Origin of the sequence: Shewanella sp. HN-41, from assembly GCF_000217915.1 — a bacterium.
Taxonomy (GTDB): domain Bacteria; phylum Pseudomonadota; class Gammaproteobacteria; order Enterobacterales; family Shewanellaceae; genus Shewanella.
Genome location: NZ_AFOZ01000020.1, coordinates 14,250 through 31,147, shown reverse-complemented (window position 1 = coordinate 31,147; position 16,898 = coordinate 14,250). Strand labels below are relative to the sequence as shown.

General features: G+C 44.5%; 14 protein-coding genes. 7 read left to right on the top strand and 7 right to left on the bottom strand.

The window, feature by feature from the left end; all coding sequences use genetic code 11:
- Nucleotides 1–59: 59 nt before the first annotated feature.
- The gene (topA, locus tag SOHN41_RS07950; RefSeq protein ID WP_007647546.1) at nt 60–2,702 is read right to left on the bottom strand and encodes a type I DNA topoisomerase; all 2,643 of its coding nucleotides are present in this window, start codon (nt 2,700–2,702) and stop codon (nt 60–62) included.
- A gap of 331 nt (nt 2,703–3,033) precedes the next feature.
- Between topA and astB the strand changes: the two genes are divergently transcribed.
- Nucleotides 3,034–4,368: an N-succinylarginine dihydrolase gene (gene astB, locus SOHN41_RS07945; RefSeq protein WP_007647545.1), complete on the top strand. Its 1,335-nt coding sequence runs from the start codon at nt 3,034–3,036 to the stop codon at nt 4,366–4,368.
- A gap of 176 nt (nt 4,369–4,544) precedes the next feature.
- Here astB and SOHN41_RS07940 read toward each other — a convergent pair whose 3' ends face one another.
- Nucleotides 4,545–7,001 (bottom strand): invasin domain 3-containing protein, encoded by a 2,457-nt coding sequence (locus SOHN41_RS07940; RefSeq protein WP_007647544.1) that lies wholly within the window; start codon nt 6,999–7,001, stop codon nt 4,545–4,547.
- A 220-nt stretch (nt 7,002–7,221) separates the two neighbouring features.
- Here SOHN41_RS07940 and SOHN41_RS07935 point away from each other — a divergent pair, with 220 nt between their 5' ends.
- The 4 genes from SOHN41_RS07935 to SOHN41_RS07920 all read left to right on the top strand — a co-directional run bounded on the left by SOHN41_RS07935 (nt 7,222) and on the right by SOHN41_RS07920 (nt 11,232).
- Nucleotides 7,222–8,544: a dicarboxylate/amino acid:cation symporter gene (locus SOHN41_RS07935; RefSeq protein WP_007647542.1), complete on the top strand. Its 1,323-nt coding sequence runs from the start codon at nt 7,222–7,224 to the stop codon at nt 8,542–8,544.
- Nucleotides 8,545–8,687: 143 nt separating this feature from the next.
- Nucleotides 8,688–9,047, top strand: coding sequence for a hypothetical protein (locus SOHN41_RS07930; RefSeq protein ID WP_007647541.1), 360 nt, complete (start codon nt 8,688–8,690; stop codon nt 9,045–9,047).
- Nucleotides 9,048–9,217: 170 nt separating this feature from the next.
- Nucleotides 9,218–9,892, top strand: a complete 675-nt coding sequence (locus SOHN41_RS07925; RefSeq protein ID WP_007647540.1) for a response regulator — start codon at nt 9,218–9,220, stop codon at nt 9,890–9,892.
- On the top strand, nt 9,883–11,232 hold the full coding sequence (locus SOHN41_RS07920) for a sensor histidine kinase (RefSeq protein ID WP_007647539.1): 1,350 nt from the start codon (nt 9,883–9,885) through the stop codon (nt 11,230–11,232). Before SOHN41_RS07925 ends, SOHN41_RS07920 begins: the two co-directional genes overlap by 10 nt.
- 16 nt (nt 11,233–11,248) lie before the next feature.
- On the opposite strand, the gene SOHN41_RS07915 is transcribed toward SOHN41_RS07920, so the two are convergent.
- Entirely contained in the window at nt 11,249–11,944 is a 696-nt protein-coding gene (locus tag SOHN41_RS07915; RefSeq protein WP_007647538.1) for a 2OG-Fe(II) oxygenase, read from the bottom strand.
- A gap of 114 nt (nt 11,945–12,058) precedes the next feature.
- Here SOHN41_RS07915 and SOHN41_RS07910 point away from each other — a divergent pair, with 114 nt between their 5' ends.
- Nucleotides 12,059–13,321 (top strand): HD-GYP domain-containing protein, encoded by a 1,263-nt coding sequence (locus SOHN41_RS07910; RefSeq protein ID WP_007647537.1) that lies wholly within the window; start codon nt 12,059–12,061, stop codon nt 13,319–13,321.
- Between the two features lie 64 nt (nt 13,322–13,385).
- On the opposite strand, the gene corA is transcribed toward SOHN41_RS07910, so the two are convergent.
- The 4 genes from corA to cobB all read right to left on the bottom strand — a co-directional run bounded on the left by corA (nt 13,386) and on the right by cobB (nt 16,162).
- Nucleotides 13,386–14,333 (bottom strand): magnesium/cobalt transporter CorA, encoded by a 948-nt coding sequence (corA, locus tag SOHN41_RS07905; protein ID WP_007647535.1) that lies wholly within the window; start codon nt 14,331–14,333, stop codon nt 13,386–13,388.
- A 126-nt stretch (nt 14,334–14,459) separates the two neighbouring features.
- On the bottom strand, nt 14,460–14,822 hold the full coding sequence (locus SOHN41_RS07900) for a hypothetical protein (RefSeq protein ID WP_007647533.1): 363 nt from the start codon (nt 14,820–14,822) through the stop codon (nt 14,460–14,462).
- A gap of 159 nt (nt 14,823–14,981) precedes the next feature.
- Complete coding sequence (locus SOHN41_RS07895; RefSeq protein WP_007647531.1) at nt 14,982–15,431, bottom strand: ATP-binding protein; 450 nt, start codon at nt 15,429–15,431, stop codon at nt 14,982–14,984.
- Nucleotides 15,428–16,162 carry a Sir2 family NAD+-dependent deacetylase gene (cobB, locus tag SOHN41_RS07890; RefSeq protein WP_007647528.1) on the bottom strand — a complete coding sequence of 245 codons (735 nt, stop codon included), beginning with the start codon at nt 16,160–16,162 and terminating at the stop codon, nt 15,428–15,430. The genes SOHN41_RS07895 and cobB overlap by 4 nt, the downstream gene beginning before the upstream one ends.
- 256 nt (nt 16,163–16,418) lie before the next feature.
- Between cobB and fur the strand changes: the two genes are divergently transcribed.
- Complete coding sequence (gene fur / locus SOHN41_RS07885) at nt 16,419–16,850, top strand: ferric iron uptake transcriptional regulator (protein ID WP_007647527.1); 432 nt, start codon at nt 16,419–16,421, stop codon at nt 16,848–16,850.
- Nucleotides 16,851–16,898 lie beyond the last annotated feature (48 nt).

Sequence of the window (16,898 nt, the reverse complement as noted above, 5' to 3'; positions counted from 1 at the left end):
TGTGTGCTTTTTTGATACATATTAATCACTGTGAAGAACGTTTATCCCACGTTATATCACTAGGCCTTCTTTGCCTTTTTAGCTGTCGACTCAGTAACCCACTTACCATTGATATAATGCGCAGACCAGCCTGTCGCCTTACCATCAACCTCAGTAGCCACATATTGCTCTTTAGTCTTGCGGCTAAATTTGACGGCTGTCTTATTGCCTTCATCGTCTGTCACTGGTGCATCGGCTAAATATTGATACTTAGGCCAGAGTAACTCACGGTACTTGACTAATTCTTCAACCAGAGGCGCCCTAGTTTCCCGAGATTTAGGGAAGGTGCTCGCTGCGAGGAAGATACCCGCTGCGCCATCACGTAGTACAAAATGCGCATCTGACTTGCTGCACTTAAGCTCAGGCAAGTAGATTGGGTCTTCTTTTGGTGGCGCAGCCTCGCCATTTTTCAACAGCTTACGCGTGTTTTTACATTCTTCGTTAGTACAACCGAAGTATTTACCAAAGCGGCCGTTCTTCAGTTCCATATCATGGCCACAGCGGTCGCACTCAATCAGTGGACCTTCATAGCCTTTAATCTTGAATTGGCCCTCTTCGACTTCGTAACCTTCACACAGGGGGTTATTACCGCAGACGTGCAGCTTACGTTTTTCGTCAATAAGATAACTATCCATGGCAGTGCCACAGATACCGCAACGATGTTTGGCTCGCAGTGCATCCGTTTCCGCATCTTCACTGTTTTCACTGATAGCCTCAACGCCAGGCGTTAAGTTCATCGTAGTTTTACAGCGCTCTTTTGGGGGTAACTCATAGCCAGAACAGCCGAGGAACACACCTGTCGTCCCGGTACGGATCCCCATGGGACGGCCACAGGTTGGGCATTTGATATTGGTCATCACCATTTGGTTTAGACGCATACCGCCTTCTTCGGGATCAAGCTCCGCTTTCTCTAATTGCTTAGTAAAGTCCGCGTAGAAACCATCGAGCACTTTTTTCCAATCCAGCTCACCGCGAGCGACATCATCTAAGGTTTGCTCCATGCTGGCGGTAAAATCATAATTCATTAAATCGGCAAAACTATTGACTAAACGTTCGCTAACGATTTCACCCATTTTCTCAGCGTAGAAACGACGGTTTTCCACTTTGACATAACCACGGTCCTGGATCGTCGAAATAATGGTCGCATAGGTGGATGGACGACCAATGCCACGCTTTTCTAACTCTTTCACCAATGACGCTTCACTGTAACGCGCTGGAGGCTTTGTAAAGTGCTGTTTAGGTTGTAATTCATTTAATGAAAGCACATCACCTTCGTTTACAAACGGCAGTGTATTGTCCTCTTCATTTTTCTTCTTAAGTGCTGTTTGCACCCGTGTCCAACCGTCAAAACGCAGGGTTCTGCCCGAGGCTTTTAACTCATAATCACCCGCTTTTACGGTTAATCTGGTTGCATCATATTGCGCGGGAGTCATCTGGCAAGAAACAAACTGACGCCAAATCAGCTCGTAAAGCCGCTGAGCATCACGTTCCATGTCGGTTAATGCCGAGGCTTCAACTTTTACGTTAGAGGGCCTAATGGCTTCGTGCGCTTCCTGTGCGCCTTCCTTAGAACCGTAACGGATAGGCTCAGAAGGTAAATACTTAGCACCGTATTCCTTACTGATCATCTCACGCACATTGTCCAAGGCTTCTTGGCTTAAATTAGTCGAGTCAGTACGCATATAAGTGATATGACCCGCTTCATATAAACGCTGCGCCATCATCATGGTTTTCTTCACCCCAAAACCTAAGCGTGTACTTGCAGCCTGTTGCAACGTCGAGGTGATAAAGGGGGCTGAAGGTTTACTTTGAGTCGCTTTATCTTCGCGGGCAATCACTTTAAAGCTAGCTGAAGATAAGGCTTGAACCGCGGCTAACGCTTGCTGTTCGTTCGTCGGCTCAAATGCTGAGTCTAAATACTTAACCACTTCCATCCGCAGCGCATCGCTCGCGGGGGTATTGAGTAAAGCATGCACATCCCAAAACTCTTCTGGCACAAAGGCTTTGATTTCGCTTTCACGTTCAACCACTAAACGTACAGCAACCGATTGCACTCGTCCTGCGGACAAACCACGGGCAACCTTTTTCCACAACAGTGGCGACACCATAAACCCGACCACTCTGTCTAAGAAACGGCGCGCCTGCTGGGCATTGACCATGTTAGTGTCGAGCGTCGACGGTTTACTAAAGGCATCCTGAATCGCTGACTTAGTGATCTCGTTAAACACCACACGTTGATACCGTGAAGGATCACCACCAATCACCTCCTGCAAATGCCAGGCGATGGCTTCTCCCTCACGGTCTAAGTCGGTTGCGAGATAAATTTGGTCAGCGGAATCGGCTAACGCCTGAAGCTCCTTTACGACCTTTTCTTTACCCGGCAGGATTTGATATTTAGCCGCCCAGCCCTTTTCAGGGTTAACGCCCATGCGAGACACCAGCGCTTGCTGATCTTTCACCTTTTTATATCGCGCTTTTTCTTCAGGCGTCATCTTCTTCACTTCGGCAGCGGATTTAACCTTTTCATTGCCTTCAGAGGTGGAAGATGTAGGTAGATCACGGATATGACCCACGCTCGATTTAACGATGAACTCTTTGCCAAGATATTTATTAATAGTCTTAGCTTTGGCCGGCGATTCGACAATAACTAGCGATTTACCCATAGTTTGATTTGCGCCAAAAAATCTCAAGAAGGTGGAAATTGGCTCCATATATAGAGGGTTGTACTGATTCTTTCAAGCTAATCCCTCTTTTATATGTACCAGCGAGTCACTTTTTAACCAAAGTTGAAAAAATGTAAAAAAATAATATTGCGTAATTAAAAACTAATATTTCATTATTTGCCAGCAAGCAAGAAATAGTTATGCATTTATTGCGAAAAAGTCGCGTTGAGCACAAAACCGTCCGCTTGTGCACACGAATAGCTTCAGTATACTGGGTCCCCTCAGGGAACATATGAACAAATAATAACCTTCCCTATCACAAGGATAAGCAATGAAGCACTTTGAAGCGAATTTTGACGGACTCGTTGGCCCAACCCACAATTATGCGGGATTGTCTTTTGGCAATGTGGCCTCACTCAGCAACGCCGCACTGGTATCTAACCCTAAGGCTGCTGCAAAACAAGGTCTACAAAAAGCTAAAGCTCTGGCCGATTTAGGGATAGTTCAAGGCATGTTAGCGCCTCAAGAACGCCCAGACATCTATACACTGCGCCGAATTGGTTTTTCAGGCAACGATGCTCAAGTATTACAACAAGCCGCGAGAGAGGCTCCAGCGCTGCTAAATGCCTGTTGCAGTGCATCCAGTATGTGGACGGCCAATGCTGCGACCGTATCGCCAAGTGCAGATACCCGTGACGGCAAACTGCATTTTACCCCAGCCAATCTGGTCGATAAGTTGCACCGCAGTCTCGAGCCCATCACAACGGGGCGCATCTTAACAGCAACTTTCAATGATCCCCACTATTTTCATCATCATAATCATTTACCTGAACATAATAGCTTCGGTGACGAAGGTGCAGCAAACCACACTCGACTCTGCAACGAATACGGGCATGCTGGTGTAGAACTGTTCGTTTATGGACAGGAAGCCACCAATCCCAACGCGCCTAAACCACAAAAATACCCCGCAAGGCAAACCCTAGAAGCGTCCATGGCAGTAGCACGTCTACATCAACTTGAAGAGGATAATTGTGTTTTTATCCAACAAAACCCCGATGTGATTGACCAAGGCGTATTTCACAATGACGTTATCGCCGTAGGTAATCAAAATGTCCTGTTCTACCATGAACAAGCATTCTTAAATACCCAGCAGAAAATCGATGAAATTAAACGTAAGCTCAATACAGAACTGTATTTTATCGAGGTTCCAACGGCAAAAGTGGCCATTAATGACGCCGTCAAAAGCTATTTATTTAATACTCAAATTATCACGCTACCCTCGGGGGAAATGGCGATTATTGCCCCCACAGATTGTCAAGAAAACCCAGCGGTATTTGCCTATTTAAATGAATTGCTGACGCTAAACACACCCATTAAGCAAGTGCGCTATTTCGATGTAAAACAAAGTATGCAAAACGGTGGCGGCCCTGCCTGTTTGCGTTTACGGGTCGCCATGAACGAACGAGAAGTCGCGGCAGTGAATCAACACACCTTAATGAATGATGCCTTATTTAGCCGCTTAAATACTTGGGTAGACAAACACTACCGCGACAGATTATCAACCCAGGACCTCGCAGATCCACAGCTAATTATTGAATCTCGTACCGCCTTAGATGAGCTAACGCAAATCATGAAATTAGGCAGTGTTTATCAGTTCCAGAGATAGATTATTATTTCCAAATTTGCCCCTGCATATACCCATCAAAGCTGACAACTTAACCATGGTAGGTTTACCTTAACCTCAATGTACATCTTGCTAGTATGAGTATAAAAATAAAAGGGGAGTTTGATAGCTCCCCTTTTTACACATCAAATAACATCCGTTGAGGTTACAGTATATTGTTAATGAATCACCAGCGGGATAGTTGCTATTGGAGTAATAATTCCCTTAGGTGTAACAGCTTCAATTGTTAGTGTTCCTGCATCCGGTTCGTCTGCTCCTTTAATAGCCACAGAATATTGTTTAGATGCATTATCATTGGAAGAAGCTACTGTAAAACTACCTTTGCTGGCTAAACTTCCCGCCGATGGTGTAAATGTAATTACAGTCCCCGTTGGTAATGGCTGATTGTGCAAATCACCGATGATGATTGATATACCACCAACACTTTTCCCGATAATATCTATAGTCGCATTATCATTAAAACCATCACATGTATCCACTTTAGATTTATCATCTATACAACTGTCAATTATGATAGGAACTGACGCCATAGCATCACTACCTGACATAACAAGTACCAATGAGGCTCTTACATTTAATGACTTACTATTCCTTGAACAACCCGAATGCGGCTCATTATTTGCGTCCAACTGACACAAACTACCGTTGTATAAATCATCGGCTTGGTCATATACACTATTATTATTAAAATCAGTGAACACTTCGGCATCACCACCCGCTTCCCCCCCCGCAACACTAGGGTTAAAAATACGGTCTTCATTGTGATCGACAAAAGCTTCACTCAAATCATACGGATTCCCCGATACATCATTTTTATTTAGAAAGTCAGCAACTTCAGACGCATCAAAACGACCATTACTATTGGTGTCAGGGAAAGATTCTTCACCAATGGCAGTTGCCAAAATCGTCACTCGCCCGCCATAAGGTTGGCCTAATCCAGCGCCTAATGAAGGTTCTTTACCTTGCATTGCTAACGTATCGCCTGTAGGGCGGGGATTTTGACTTGTCCATTTGACCGAACAAGCACCACTAACCGTTACACATGAAGGCTCTATCACACCGCCCTCCGTCGTAAAGGAAACTGCAGTACCATCGGGTACCGGGTTGTTAAATGCATCTGCTAAGCGTGCAGTAACATCGACTTCAATACCATCATAATCCCACCCCTCAGGGGTTAGGTTTGATGCGGATAAAGAAAAACTGTCTTGATCTGGCAAACCAGTTGAAATTACTAATTGATTTGACTGACTAGAAATGGCTGGCGAACTGCCATCGACGGTTGCAGTTACTCTAACACTTGTGGAGACAGTACCAGAATTGACTACAGTTTGAACAATTCCTTGACCATTCGTTGTTGCAAATTCTGGATCAAGAATGATATTCCCTACTTCAGTATTTAGTGAAAAATTCACACGTTGATTACTGACAGGAATGCCGTTTTTATCCATTACTTTAAACTTTACCGTTGAGGACTCAACCCCACCAGTTCCCTTAAGTCTAATTACTTCAGGTAAGGCTTCAAGGAAAAAGATACTACCGACACTTGCTGGTAAAACATTTAAAGTCGCTTTAGCGGTAAGAGATTTACCACCAACATTGGCGCTTACATTAATGGCATCGTCACCCACGCACCCCTTCGCTAAATAGGTACTGGTTGCAACACCATTCACAGCGACTACAGGTGTACTTAATTCAGCTTCAGCACTCGTCTTTGAGGAGCAAACAGAGGTAAATTGAACCTCAACAGGATCGGCAAATGGATTACCCAAATCATCCTGAATAGATACAGAGACACTTGAAGTACCACCAGCAGAAACAACTGAAGGCTCAACAGCTGCAATACCATTTTGAAATGGAGAACCACTCCCCATAAACACATTAGTTGCACCAATACTAAAAACTAAAGGTTCCGATTGCTCACCCGTTAACAAAGTGGCTGTAGCACTACCCGCGCCTGGCTGAGTACCCGCTAAAATCTGGACATAAGCAACACCTTGCTCAGTAACCGCTGTATCAATTGGCAATTCACCACGAGTGCTTGTAAATTGAACAATCGTCTGTTTGGAAATGCCTGTGACATTCGCAACAAGATAACCAGGTGAAAGTGATGTTATTGTTGATATTGGTGTTTTTGACTCAAGGTCACTTACCATGATCAGAGATACTTGCGCACCTCCAGTTGACGCCCCACCATCACCTTTAGTATTGAAAGCAACATTTGCAGTAACAGAGCTTCCACTTCCGGGCGTGTAAGTTGCAGTGATTTTACCTGAGCCTAGTTTGTTTCCTGGCAAGACATCAATAGACACGTTACCATTTGCATTAGTGACACCACTATCTGGGGTCAAAGCTCCTTGTCCCTCTAGACTAAAAACAATTCGAGCACCAGCCAGAACGCTAGCATTCTTAGTTAAAGTGGCCTTCAATTTTCCAGGAATAGCATTTGAAACTTCAGTTATGGCCTGTCCATCAGAATTAACTAATTCCAATTTAACAACATACTTATCCGATGGTGTCGTTCCTGAGCCATCATCGGAGATACTGCCTCCACCACCACACGCGACTAAGAAAAGTGAACATATTCCTGCAAGAAAAACCTTATACGCTGACTTCATTGTCAGGCTCCCTGTTACTCTGGTGATAATACTAAGATTGACGCTTATAACTTATAGGCTAACATTACACAATTTTCACGTAACTTTTCCATAACTCTCTTATTTTATTTCGCATATTTTGCACTTAGTTTACTATTAGTCCTCATTTCAACTTGCGCATTTTCTTGCTAGGCTTGTTGGCGCCAAAATTAGAATGTATAAAAAACACACAGGAATCCCCATGGCAACCTCGTTAAATAATAAACTCGGCCTTACAAGTAAAATCCTGCTCGGTATGGTAGCAGGCATTATATTTGGACTTTTGCTCCGCAATTTTTTCCCCGAAAGCACTTTTGTTAAAGACTATATTACCAATGGCTTTTTACATGTTATTGGTACCATCTTCATCTCAAGCTTAAAAATGTTAGTCGTACCTTTGGTCTTTATTTCACTGGTCTGTGGGACATGCTCCCTCAGTGAACCATCAAAATTAGGCCGCCTAGGTGGCAAGACATTGGCTTTTTATTTATGCACCACGGCGATTGCGTTAGTACTTGCGATCATCGCAGCGGTCATAGTTCATCCCGGCAACGCCTCACTAGCCACAGAGAAAATGCACTACGTGGCTAAGGATGCCCCAGGTCTCGCGGATGTTTTAATTAATATAGTACCAACCAATCCAATGCAGGCCATGAGCGAAGGCAACATGCTACAAATCATTATCTTTGCAGTGATTTTTGGTTTTGCTATCGCCCATATTGGTGAGCGCGGAAAGCGTATTGCCGTGTTGTTTGACGATTTGAATGAAGTCATTATGCGCGTGGTGACCCTTATCATGCAGCTAGCACCCTATGGTGTGTTTGCCTTGATGGGAAAACTGGCATTGACCTTAGGCTTAGAAACCTTCGGCAGTGTGGTTAAATACTTTTTTGTCGTACTGGTTGTATTGCTGATCCACGCATTTATTGTTTATCCCACCTTACTCAAACTACTTTCAGGCTTAAACCCACTGATTTTTATCCGTAAAATGCGTGATGTGCAGCTATTTGCCTTTTCTACTGCTAGTTCCAACGCCACCCTACCTATTACCATCGAGGCTTCGGAGCATAGATTGGGTGTCGATAATAAAATTGCTTCCTTCACCCTTCCCTTAGGCGCAACCATCAACATGGATGGCACCGCCATTATGCAGGGGGTCGCCACGGTATTTATCGCACAGGTCTTTGGCATAGAACTCACCATGACCGACTATGCCGCCGTAGTTGTTACGGCAACACTGGCATCTATTGGCACGGCTGGCGTCCCTGGTGTTGGTTTGATTATGCTTGCTATGGTTCTGAATCAAGTGGGTTTACCCGTTGAGGGCATTGCTTTGATCATTGGTGTTGACCGTTTACTCGATATGGTGCGCACCGCCGTGAATGTCACAGGGGATTGCGTTGCAACCGTCGTAATAGCTAAATCCGAAGGTGAATTTAACGAAGCCGTGTTCAACAATACTCAAGCAGGGAAAGTAGCCAGAAGCTTTGATGAGCAAGTGCATCAAATGGATAATAAAGGCTAATACAATGAGTTAAGTCTATAAACGCCCGGCCTTTGCTGGGCGTTTTTATGGGTGATATTTAAATCTGTGAACATGCCAATAGAATGTAACTTTATTTTTCGCTACATTAGCACGCTATACAGTTCCAAAGATGAGGAGAGACTATGTGGTGGAGAACAATATGGATAATCGCAGCATATTGGTTATTGAGCGCCCACTTTTTGCGTTATGACCAAGTGTATCTGACTGGCATCTTCGCCTTAGCGCCCCTCTGTATCTTGATCAAACACCGCCTCGTTATGCGGCTACTACAAGTTGTACTATTTGTCTGTATATTTGCTGTTTGGGGCGTTACCACTATAGAAACCATTCAAATGCGCATTGCCCATGAAACACCTTGGATAAGATTGGCTGCCATAATGGGGAGCGTCATGCTATTTACCTTAGGTTCCATATTGTGTGGGAACGGGATATTACGCTTAAGAATGCACCACTCCCGCTGGCGCACATCACCTATTCGCTAAGATGTAAAATCGTCAAATGCCTTTTAAGACAAGAAATTAGTTTTTATTTTAATCACTGGATAAGCTTGGTCAGCAAAGGTTAAGTTCATCTAGAATATGATAAGACAATATTTGGTCCTCACGGATAATTTGCGTAAACTGGGCCTAATCGACTTAGAGGCATGAACACTATGAGAATTTTGGTTGTTGAAGATGATCTTATTTTATCCCACCATCTGAAAGTACAATTAAGTGATTTAGGTAATCAAGTACAAGTCGCCCTCACTGCTAAAGAAGGATTTTATCAAGCGACAAATTATCCTATCGATGTCGCCATTGTGGATCTAGGCCTGCCAGATCAAGACGGCATAAGCCTTATCCAACAGCTTCGTGAAGAGGGACTTAAAGCTCCCATACTCATCTTAACCGCCCGTGTAAATTGGCAAGATAAAGTAGAAGGCCTGAATGCGGGCGCCGATGACTACTTAGTGAAACCTTTTCAAAAAGAAGAGCTCGTCGCCAGGCTCGATGCTTTAGTCCGCCGTAGTGCAGGATTTGTTAAACCTGTTATTACGAGTGGTGAGCTCAAGCTCGATCTCGCCGCTAAACAAGTGACCCTTGGTGAAGAAATAATGGAAGTCACCGCCTTCGAGTACTTAATTCTCGAGTACCTAATGCGCCATTGCCACGAAGTCGTCGCCAAACAAAGGCTACTCGATGTCATTTATGGTGATAAGGAAGGCGATCCTAATACCATCGAAGTCATGGTCAGTCGTCTTCGCAAAAAACTCATCCGTGATGGGATAGATAACCCTATAGTCACCATTCGTGGCCAAGGATATAAATTCAATCTGCCATGCAACTAAAATTAAAATTTAAGAAACGCCTGCTCACTCGGATGTTTCTCACCTCACTATCGATTATCACCTTAGTGGGTTTCGGTCTCGCGTGGATGGTCAACATTCTGCATGCGCAAAATAGTTACAATGAAGAAACCGCCCAACTGATCGCTGAAATCCCCCAAGTCGCCGCTGAATTACGGGAACACGATCTGATCCCCGATACCAGCGCATGGCTAGAGGAGAATAACAAACAAGAACGTTATGTGATTGCGAGCTGTGATGAAAAATTCAAGCAGGTCTGGACATCCTCCCTCGCCGTTGACCGCGGTTTATTTGATACCTGCGAACGTTTTAATGAAATACGCAACGATTCTCCCCCCTATTACTTAACCTTGGCCGACGACAGGGGCTACTTTGTCTACTTACTCGCGGTAGAAATCGCGGGGGTACATTACAACCTGCTAGTGATGAAAGATGCCGCCAAACTCGAACAGGAATACAGTAAATTCAGTAAACGCACCTATATTCGTTTAGCCATGGTACTCGCACTCGCATTGATACTGTTGGTCAGTGCGGCTTATTGGGGGATGCGCCCACTGGTTCGGATGCAAAATGAGCTGCAATCGATTAATCAGGGCAAGAGTAAGTCGCTCTCTGAAGGTTATCCCGTGGAACTCGAAGGTGTAACACAGGCGCTCAACCAGATGTTGCAACAATCGAGTGCTCAGCAGCAACGCTATCAAAATGCCATGAATGACCTCGCCCATAGCCTTAAAACACGTCTTGCCGCAGTCCATGCTATCACCGACGATACCAGCTTGAATAAGCAATCTGCCAATGAGAAAATTATGGAGCAGATAAGCCAAATGGATCAATTAGTTAAGTATCAGCTCAAACGCGCCATGTTAGGTCGACAAGGACTAAAGCAGGAACAAACCGTCATTGCGCCGTTGGTGGATCAATTAGCTCAAATGTTATTTAAAATTTACCGCGACAAGAAAGTGCAATTTAGTGCCCAAATACCCGCCAGTTTATTGTTTCCGGGTAATAAAGGCGACCTGATGGAACTGTGCGGCAACCTAATGGAAAATGCCTTTCGCCTCTGCATCAGTCAGGTACAAGTAAGTGCCAGATTTAATGAACAGGGGGAATTTGAATTAATCGTTGAGGATGATGGACCGGGTGTCGAAGAAAGCCTACGGCAAAAGATCATTCAGCGAGGTGTTCGTGCCGACACTCAATCCCCAGGTCAAGGCATTGGTTTAGCGGTATGTGATGAAATCGTCAACAGTTACGGTGGTAGTCTGAGCATTGAAGAAAGCCCCTTAGAAGGGGCACGTTTTAGAATAAAAATTCCCGTCTAAGCAGCATTCCACTCTGTTAGGCGTATACCGCGTATAATTGCTCTGCGCGGTTAAACATCACCCAAGAAGTCGCAATGTATTTATCATTACTTTTTGGCATGTTGCCACGGTGGGAATGGGTAAACCCGGCAGGGGCAATCACCATAGTGCCTTTCTTTGGTGAAATTTTGCGCTGCTGATAATAAAACTCAGTTTCGCCGCCCTCTTCCACATCGTTCAAATAAAACATGTAAAGCACAACACGGTGCAGAGCCTCATTATGACCGTTTTGCGGAAACTGCTCCGAATGCCAATGGGGGTAGCCGCCTTTATTACGCTGATATTTTTGAATATTGATACTGCCACTGCGGTATAAATACTTTACTAAGGCTTCGGCTCTGGGCTGACCAAGACGCTCAAAATTATTCGGTGTTAAAGTAACGGCTTGCCCTTGTTCATCACTGACAGATACCGATACCGCCCCCATTAACGCCATCGCATATTTGGTGAAATAATCTACAGTACCTTTTAGGGTATAACCTAACAGCTCATTCTTTAGGGGCTGTAAATCGGCAAAATTATCTAATGTTAAATCCCGACTGACTTTTTTTTCAGGATCGACACCATTGCCTGTTTGTCCATCGACAACACCAGCGTGTTGATCAAATGCTAAAATGAGACGGTTACACAGGTCATCTGGCAACGCATTAGGGTATACTTCAATAAAGTCCATACATCCTCAATGGTGTGGCTTTGCTACTCTGACTATGCTGACATGTAAGTTAAGTAATTGTAAAGCTGCATCATTGATATAAAATAACGCGATTGCCTTCACGATAACAAAAATATGAAAAAAAGCTGTAAAGTCTCAGTTCACCAATTACAGGTCGGCAACTTTGTACGTTTGCCAGTGGCTTGGAAGGATCATCCCTTTTTATTTAGTAGTTTTCACATAAAACAAGCTGCACAAATCGAGTTAATCAAAAGCTTAGGTATTGAGCATGTCATTGTCGATCTTGAGCGCAGTGAAGTGGCCCCGCTGAATAGCGAAGCCGTTAATCCCATTAAACTGCCCCCAAGCCCTGAAATCAATGTGCTTAAAAATGACATGGATCAATACAAGGCTGAACAAATTGAAGTGCAAAAAAAGTTGCGCCGCGATATCCACAAAACCGAGCAAAACTTTACCCGGTCTGTGGCTATGATGCGCAGCCTTATCTCAAAGCTGTGCAATCGTCCCTTAAATGCAGTGGACGATGCTAAGCTCTTAGTCCACAGTATGGTCGAGCAGTTGTTGACATCAGATAACCTAGTACTGCACTTAATGAGCAATGCCAAGCAGGATGAGAGTATTTATTACCACTCGTTAAACGTCGCTATTCTCTCCATGCTCATTGCCAAAGAAATGGAATGGGAACGTAGTGAGATAGAAGCGATAGGCTTAAGCGCATTGTTCCATGATGTAGGCAAGTTAAAAGTTCCACCACAAATTCTGAAAAAATCTACTCCTTGGACAACACCTGAGCTGAATTTTATCAAGCAACATCCGCTACTTGGGATTGAGTTACTCAAGCTTGCCGATAATTTCCCACAGGCGGCATTACCCGCAATCACCAATCACCATGAGTTCCTCGATGGTAGTGGTTATCCGAAGGGATTAAAGGAAGCCGAACTCGATAAAATTTCTCAACTGTTAGCCGTAGTCAACGAATATGATTCACTCTGTTACCCGAATAATCAGGGCAAAGCACGTATGCCCTATGCCGCCTTAGGGCATCTGTACAAACAGTATAAAACCAAGTTAAATCAAGATTATATTGGCAAGATGATCAAGATGTTGGGTATTTATCCTCCAGGGAGTGTAGTGGAGTTGTCGAGTGGTCAATACGCCATGGTGATGTCGGTCAATTTACAAAAGTTACTCTGTCCTAAAATTCTGGTCTATGATGCGTTGGTCCCAAAAGACCAAGCTCCTATCGTTGACCTAGAAATCGAAGGCATCAGTATTGTACGCTGTCTTCCACCAGCAGCATTGCCCGAAAAAGTGCACGAGTACCTCAATCCCCGTGAACGAGTCAGTTATTATTTTGGTGGCGATAGCCGTAAATAATGCACAACTCAACAAAAAGCCGGATAAACATCCGGCTTTTTGTTTTATCCAGCAGCAAACGATATTACAACCAATGCTTACGCTTAAAGAAAAAGTAGGTCCCCGCCGCACTCGCTAACATCATCAAGATCGCCATTGGATAACCGTATTGCCACTCCAGTTCAGGCATACTGCCAAAGTTCATGCCGTAACTGCTGGCGATGAGCGTCGGCGGTAGAAACACCACGGCCGCAACCGAGAAAATTTTAATGATTTTATTCTGTTGTAGACCGCTAAAACCCATGGCCGCATCGAGTAGGAAGTTCAACTTATCGAAAATAAACTGGCTGTGGGGCATTAAGGATTCGATATCCGACAACATTTCCCGCAGATCTTTCAGGTGCTCATCGGAAAGCTGTCCACGGTAATAACGCTGCATATAACGCAGTGAACGTTGGGTATCGAGCAAACTCAAACGGATCTTACCGTTAGAGTCTTCTTGTAGGGTGATCAGCTTAAACACATCGTCCAATTCATCATTATCGAAGACTTGTTCGCCGACATTTTCGAGCACTGTATAAACATCTTCAATTAAGTCAGAAAGATAATCCACTTTCAGGTTAAAAAGTTCGAGAAACAACTCCTGCGGCGTCGACACTTCAAGCCGTCCCAAGCGCAAATAGTTACGCAGCAAACGGATGAGCCCGACATCTTCTTCCCTTATGGTCAGTAAAAAATTAGTCCGGAGGTTAAAGGAGACGTTGACGCCACGCACATCTTGACCGACGCGCTGGGGGAATAAGGAATTGATATGCAGACCATCGCTGTTTTGATAGAAACGCGCCGAAGCCTCAATCTCGTTGATATCTTCTTCGTCAGGCACTTCCTCAACGGAAAAATGACTTAACCATTCTCGCTCTGCATCATCAGGCTTATAGAGATCTAACCAAATGGTCGACGTCGGAATACTGTCTTGAATATTGATTTCGGTCACAGTGAGGCGACGGTTTTCGTAGACATAAGCAGTAATCATTTGTCCTCCTGAAAAAAACTTAAGCTAAAAAGTCCACTTAAGTGCAGGCTAAAAAATTGTCGCTAGTTTAACGCATAACTTGGCAATGAAAAGGCGAGAGAGATGAATTCGTAAAATAAATCTGCCTTAGTCTTCGAGGATCTCCAGCCGCTCCGCATTAGAAAAACGAATATGCATGCCCTCAACTGTGACCATCTTACCTTCTGAGATTTCACCTTTACGGGCATGATAAACACCGGAACTTCCTCCAGATGGTGACACAATCGTCACTGTCACCACTTTATGCTGATCGCGCCAGTACCACACACTGTAGCTTAAAAGACAAAGTCCCAGCAGCAAAAATGCCCCACTCATGCCGTAGCGGCGCCATAGACTCGGTGACACAGGCGTATTTGGCAATGACACTGGAGTCGCGCCAGGCTTACGCTTAGCGAGCAGCAAAATCGCCATAATGATCACGGCGAGCGTGAGCAGCAGTTTTGTTAACAAGATACACTCCAGAGGAACCAACTCGCCATATTATAATCGACAAATCAACGGGAAACTGTCATTAAGATCAAGCTTATGCAACTCATACTTGACGTATTTAGCTTAGATCTTGACCTTCAAATAGAAGATAACGCCACAAGATGACAAACAAAGGAAAACCTAAAAAGCCTCAAACTGTTTTGCCATACGTTGTATTTGGCTGAAAGGCACTTGATGCCGATTGCGCTTTGCACACAGTTTTTGATGTTCTGGGTCTAAAGGGTCGCCCACAAGCACGATACGCACTTGATAGCCGAGCGCTTTGGCTGCAGTCTCATAGGCCATATACTCCCAATGGCAAAGGTTAGTATTGTCGCAAATGACTATGGGTTCTTCTGAGGCCAGTGCTTGAATAAATGCAGTCAGATTTCGTTGATGATATTCGGACAGTTTTTTCGCATCGAATTGATATTCACCTCCTTGGTAAAAGAAACGATCCGTGGAAAAAATCCCCTGCCTTCGAAGGCGGAACCCCACATCCAAAGGCAAGCCACCAATATACTCCTCGATCCAATGGGATTTTCCGCTTCCAGGTAACCCCCGCATTATAATGGCGAGTCTTTGACTCATAAAGCCGCCAAATCACTGCCAATAACATGTCCGGCTAAGATGGCATCAACCAATTTAGGCACGACTTCTCCCGCCCTGCCAGTCAAATGGTATTGAAATTGGCTGTGTCTATCGGGGACGAGTAAATTAACTTCGACAGTCTGTGCGCCGTGGTGATTGACCGAATCGACAAAACCTGCCGCAGGATAAACGGTGCCAGAGGTGCCAATGGCAATAAATAGATCGCAGTGATCGAGCGCCTCGTGAATTCTATCCATTCCTAAGGGCATTTCACCAAACCACACCACATGGGGACGCAGCCTTTGCGCCGGAATACAACAGGTACAACAGTTATTCGGGCCAAAAGGCTCACGCAGGATAAATGTTTGACGGGAACGGGGGCAACGCCCCTTAGATAACTCCCCATGCATATGCAATAGACGCCGAGATCCCGCCCGTTCGTGCAAATTGTCAATATTTTGAGTGACGATTAATAATTGCCCAGGAAACTCTGCTTCCAACCTAGCTAACGCCAAATGCGCAGCATTAGGCATCACATTGCCACAGTGTAATTGCTCCCAGCGGCTATTATAAAATCGCTCAACTAAGTCTACGTCCCGCTCATAACCTTCGGGTGTAGCGACATCTTCAATATGATGTTCTTCCCACAGACCATCTTGATCGCGAAAGGTACGTAATCCCGACTCGGCGGAGATCCCTGCGCCAGTTAACACCACAATATGCTGGTACATACCGATTCCTTTAGTTTTAATTATGATGCCTATTGTCACGGACTTTTGCGGCCGTGAACATTGTTCCTTGGTATAACCATACAAAAACTATGCTTGAATTGCCGCAAATTCTTGCAATTTCGCGTTAAGTGACACAATTTATCCGCATATAGGCGCAGAAAGCTAGAACAAAGGTTTAAGTTTTCAATTTGTGCCCCTATAATGGCTAACACTATCCACGGATGAACCTATTGGTTCTGCAATCAAGAGATTAGCAATGACAGATGGAAATCAAGCGCTCAAAAAAGCCGGTTTGAAAATCACCCTGCCACGAGTCAAGATCCTAGAACTGATGCAAGGACCTGAAAACCAACATATCAGTGCAGAAGACTTATATAAAAAACTGCTCGATTTGGGGGAAGAAATTGGCCTAGCGACAGTTTACCGTGTATTAAACCAGTTTGATGATGCCGGTATTGTAACTCGCCACCATTTTGAGAGCGGTAAAGCCGTATTCGAGTTATCGAGCCAGCATCACCATGATCATTTAGTTTGCCTATCTTGCGGCAAAGTGATTGAGTTTTCGGATGAAGTTATCGAACGTCGCCAAGACGAAATCGCCATGAAACACAATATTAAGCTCACTAACCACAGCTTATACTTGTACGGTCATTGCACCAATGATACCTGTGAGCATAACGATGCTTAGCCGCAGTCTTGCCGGCTAATGTAAATACACATTTTTACCCAATAAAAA